Origin of the sequence: Streptomyces synnematoformans (genome assembly GCF_039531005.1) — a bacterium.
Lineage (GTDB): Bacteria > Actinomycetota > Actinomycetes > Streptomycetales > Streptomycetaceae > Streptomyces > Streptomyces synnematoformans.
Genome location: NZ_BAAAPF010000435.1, coordinates 1 through 4,573, shown reverse-complemented (window position 1 = coordinate 4,573; position 4,573 = coordinate 1). Strand labels below are relative to the sequence as shown.

Genomic DNA, 4,573 nt, shown 5'->3' with positions numbered 1-4,573 from the left:
AGCGCCTCGGCGCCCTCGGAGATGCCCGCCCAGTGCGGCGTACGGGCCGGCCGCCGCGCCGCGCGGTAGACGGTGAGCGGGGCCAGCACCGACCCCTCCGCCCGCGCCAGCGCTGTGACGGGCCGCAGCAGCGAGCGCCGCCGGCGGTCCAGCAGCAGGTCAGCGAGCCGGGCCGGGTGGGCGTCGAGGACCTCGCGGGCGCCGACGCCCACGAGGTGGTCGGCGCTGCCCGCGGCCAGCCGGCGCCGGTGCCGGGCGGCGGCGACCAGCGAAGGACCAGGCTCGTCGGTCAGCGGCATGCTCTCCAGGTCCGCGTACGGCAGCGCCTCCTCGCCGGCCGCGACCACCACGTGGTGCAGCCGCGGGTTGGCGGCGATGGTGCGGGCCCGTTCCAGCTCGCCCTCGTCGGCGCGCGCGGTCAGGTCGTTGAACGTCACGGCGACCAGCCGTTCGCCCTGCCCAGGACCCAGCCCCGGCGGCGTGCCGGGCACCCCCGGCAGCCCGGCGGCCAGCAGCGCGAGGGTGCCGGAGGCGATGCCGCCGGAGAGGTCGGCTCCGATGCCGGGGGCCGGGCCGCGGGCGGCGCGCCGGTCGGCGGGCCCCATGCCCGGCACGGGGCCGGGGTCGAGGCCGCCGAAGCCGGGCTCGGGCGCGTGCCGCGGGGCGGCGAGCCGGGCCCGTACGGACTCCACCAGCGCGTCCCGTACGCCCTCCACCGCCGGTTCGGTGTCCAGCGACGGCGCGGCGACGGCGAGCGAGGCGCGCGGCTCGTAGCCGGTGATCTCCTTCTGGCCCTCGCGGAGGATGAGCGCGTGCCCGGGCGGCACGCGGTGCACGCCGGCGTACGGCGTGCCGTCGCCGAGGGCCTCCGGCACGTCGGGGCAGGCGAGCTGGGCGGCGAGGTGGGGGACGTCCAGCTCGGCCTCGATGAGGTCGGCGAGCGGCAGGGCGGCCGTGGCGTACGCGGTGCCGCCGTCCCAGGCGGTGTGGAAGACGGGGCGGGCGCCGGCGAGGTCGCCGAGGACGGTGGTGCGGCGGCCGACCTGCGCGACGGCGGTGTACCCGCCGGGCCAGGCGCTCAGGTGCCGTACGGCGCCGCCGCGGGCGGCGAGCAGGCCCACGCGCAGCTGCTCGTCGCCGGCGCCGCAGACGCCGAAGACCGCCAGCCGGATCAGCGGTGCGATGTCGACGACCCGGATCTCGTCCGGCCGCCAGTCGCCGACCGCCCACAGCGGATCGGGGCCGCCCCAGACGAGTTGGGCGCCGACGGGGTGGAGGTCGTAGTCGTCGGCCGTCTGTGCGCCGTCGAGGAACGAGGGCGCGGCGGCGGAACTGCTCCACCCCACCAACCACCGCATGCGCGCCTCCTCGTGGGCAACTGGGGACGGAACCGGCATATGCCAGGCGAGTCGGGCGAGCCGGGCGATCGGCGTCAACTCCGCCACGCACAGGGCGTACTGCCGCTTCGTCAGGACCATGCTGCCACGAGAGGGGCGCATGTGAGGGGATGCGGTCGTGCCGGAGTCTGCCCGGCGCGGCCGGAAGCGCGGCCGGAAGCGCCGCCGCGGGGGCGCCCGGCCCGGCTGTCCGGAACCCGGCCCGGACGCCCGGACTCCGGGGCAACCGCCCCGTACGCCCGGTTCTACGCCCGTAGCAAGGGGCGTCATTCAGCCAATCTGTGCGGGTGTCATCCCGGCCGTCTTCGGGCCGTCGGGCCTGCTTTGTGCGGCCCGGGAAGCGTCCCGCGCTCCCCGGACCGTAGGCCGCCGCCCGCGGGGATGAAAGACGGCGGAGTTCCCCAGGCCCGCCGGTTTCCCAGACTCGGCGGGCCGACCCACGGACAACCAGCCAAGCGTGTGCCGCCCTTCGCGGGCAGAGCGCACGTACGGCGCACCGCCACACGACCCCGGAGCACGCGCGCTGCAATCCCGCCATCCGGAAACATTCCTCTTAACGGTCGGGATCCGGCGAACTACGCTGGGTGCATATGCAGCCCGGCCGGATCCCCACCCGCCGGACGGGAGCCGTCGGTGGTCGAGGGGTGTGCATGTCCAGGACGCCACGCGGGCCGAACGAGAAGCTGGGCCATATGCTCGCGCTCGCCGGGATCAGCAACGCCGGACTCGCCCGCCGGGTCAACGACCTCGGCGCGCAGCGAGGCATGACCCTTCGGTACGACAAGACCTCTGTCGCCCGCTGGGTGACGAAGGGGATGGTGCCGCAGGGCGCCGCGCCCCACCTGATCGCGACCGCCATCGCCGGCAAGCTCGGCCGCCCCGTGCCGCTGCACGAGATAGGCCTCGCCGACACCGACCCGGCCCCCGAGGTCGGCCTCGCCTTCCCGCGCGACGTGGGCGAGGCGGTGCGCTCGGCGACCGAGCTGTACCGGCTCGACCTCGCCGGACGGCGCGCGGGCAGCGGCGGCATATGGCAGAGCCTGGCCGGCTCCTTCGCCGTCAGCGCGTACGCGACGCCCGCCTCCCGCTGGCTGATCACGCCGGCCGACGGCTCGGTCGCCCGCGGCCTCGACGGCGTCGACCCGCGGCACGCGCCCGCCGCCGACGAGGGCTCAGGACCGCGGCGCGTCGGCCACAGCGACGTCGCCAAGCTGCGCGACGCGTCGGAGGAGGCGCGGCGCTGGGACTCCAAGTACGGGGGCGGCGACTGGCGGGCGTCGATGGTGCCCGAGTGCCTGCGCGTGGACGCGACGCCGCTGCTGCTCGGCGCGTACACCGACGAGGTGGGGCGCTCGCTGTTCGGCGCGACCGCCGAACTGACGCGGCTCGCCGGGTGGATGGCCTTCGACACGGGGCAGCAGGAGGCCGCCCAGCGGTACTACATCCAGGCGCTGCGGCTCGCGCGGGCGGCGGCGGACGTGCCCCTCGGGGGGTACGTACTGGCGTCGATGTCGCTGCAGGCGACGTACCGCGGCTTCGCCGACGAGGGCGTGGACCTCGCCCAGGCCGCGATAGAGCGCAACAGGGGGCTGGCGACGGCGCGCACGATGAGCTTCTTCCACCTCGTCGAGGCGCGGGCGCACGCCCGCGCGCAGGACGAGGCGTCGTGCGGGACGGCCCTGGCGGCGGCGGAGAGCTGGCTGGAGCGGGCGCGCGAGGGCGACCCGGACCCGGCGTGGCTCGACTTCTACGCCTACGACCGGCTGGCCGCCGACGCCGCCGAGTGCTACCGCGACTTGCGGGTGCCGCGGCAGGTGCGGCGGTTCACGGAACAGGCGCTGGCGCGGCCGACGGAGGCGTTCGTGCGCTCGCACGGGCTGCGGCTGATCGTGGCGGCGGTCGCGGAGCTGGAGTCGGGGAACCTGGACGCGGCGTGCGCGCAGGGGACGCGGGCGGTGGAGGTCGCGGGGCGGATCTCGTCGGCGCGGACGACGGAGTACGTGAAGGACCTGCTGGCGCGGCTGGAGCCGTACGGGGACGAGCCGATGGTGGCGGAGCTGCGGGAGCGGGCGCGCCCGCTGCTGGTCGCCCCGGCGTAGGCCGCGCAGGCCGGGCCGTACCGGATGTACGGGCGGCGGGGGCGCAGGGGCGGGTTGTACGCGCGGAGCGTGGGCGTACGTGCGCGGTGGCCCGGTCGTATGCGTGCGCGTCCGCTGCTGGTCGCCCCCGGACGTACGGAGGTTGTGCGGTGTGCGCTGTACGCCTCGGGCGTCGGCGGTACGCACGGCGCGGGGGTGGGCGCCCGGCGAGGGTCGTACGCGCGGGGTGGGGGCGTACGCGCCCGGCGGTCGGATGTACGCGGGGCGGCACGGGGCACACGCGCCCGGCGGCCGTCGTACGGGGAAGGCGGCGCGGCTTCGGTCGCGTCCCGCGGGGTGGTGGAGGGCGAGGCGCTCTCCGCCGGGCGGCTTGCCGCGCCCGTACGCCGTCACCGCGCCGAGCGCGGCGGGGAAGCCGCCGCCCTCCGGTCGCGGCGCACGCGGCGGCCGCGCGTGCGGCCACCACCATGCGGGAGGCGATCGCCGCTGCGGGGCTCAGCGGCAGTTGAGGACCGAGTCGGCCCAGTCCGACAGCAGCCCGGTGTGCATCGGGTGCTGCGGCTCCGCTTCGAGCCGGATCGTCTCCGTGCCCTCCGGCAGCGCCACGTCGGCCACGGCCGCCTCCTCGCCCGCCTGGACCCAGTCCGAGCGCCACAGCCGGGAGCCGTCGCCGTAGACGCTGAACCTGGCCGCGCCCACCCGGAACATCATGTCGTCGATCCCGGCCGCCGCCCGGTACCGCGTGCAGGAGCGGTTCAGCTCGATCGTCATCGACGACTTCGCGTGCACCGTCACGCCGTGGTCGTAGGTCCGGCCGCCGATGCCCAACTCCTCGCGCTGCCACCACCATCCGCTGCGGTTCATCACGATCTCCGGCTCCGTGCCGTCGCCGAAGACGTCCGCGTTCAGGGCGGCCACGCGGTACGGCTCGGGGGCGGGCGGGGTCGGAGTCGGCGTGGGCGTGGGCGGGGGCGTGGGCGTGGGTGTCGGGGTCGGGGCCGGCGTGGGTGTGGGCGTCGGGGTCGGGCAGCGTGGTGGGCTCCGCCTCGTACGTGGGCGGCCCGCCGCCGACGAAGG

3 protein-coding genes are annotated in these 4,573 nt (G+C 76.7%); 1 reads left to right on the top strand and 2 read right to left on the bottom strand.

Annotated elements, in window-relative coordinates; genetic code table 11:
• Positions 1–1,358: asparagine synthase-related protein (locus tag ABD317_RS33840; RefSeq protein WP_344295152.1), on the bottom strand; the 1,358-nt coding region annotated here is incomplete at its 3' end.
• Positions 1,359–2,047: 689 nt separating this feature from the next.
• On the opposite strand from ABD317_RS33840, the gene ABD317_RS33835 reads away from it, so the two are divergent.
• A complete protein-coding gene (locus ABD317_RS33835) occupies positions 2,048–3,496 on the top strand; it encodes an NsdA family TPR-like regulatory protein (RefSeq protein ID WP_027754087.1) in 1,449 nt (482 codons plus the stop codon).
• Positions 3,497–3,991: 495 nt separating this feature from the next.
• Here the strand turns inward: ABD317_RS33835 and ABD317_RS33830 are convergent, their stop codons facing one another.
• On the bottom strand, positions 3,992–4,414 hold the full coding sequence (locus ABD317_RS33830) for an NPCBM/NEW2 domain-containing protein (protein ID WP_344295149.1): 423 nt from the start codon (positions 4,412–4,414) through the stop codon (positions 3,992–3,994).
• Between the last annotated feature and the right edge of the window lie 159 nt (positions 4,415–4,573).

Bases quoted from the DNA above. Each gene is read 5' to 3' on its own strand.
- ABD317_RS33835 (WP_027754087.1), top strand. From the start codon at position 2,048: ATGTCCAGGACGCCACGCGGGCCGAACGAGAAGCTGGGCCATATGCTC.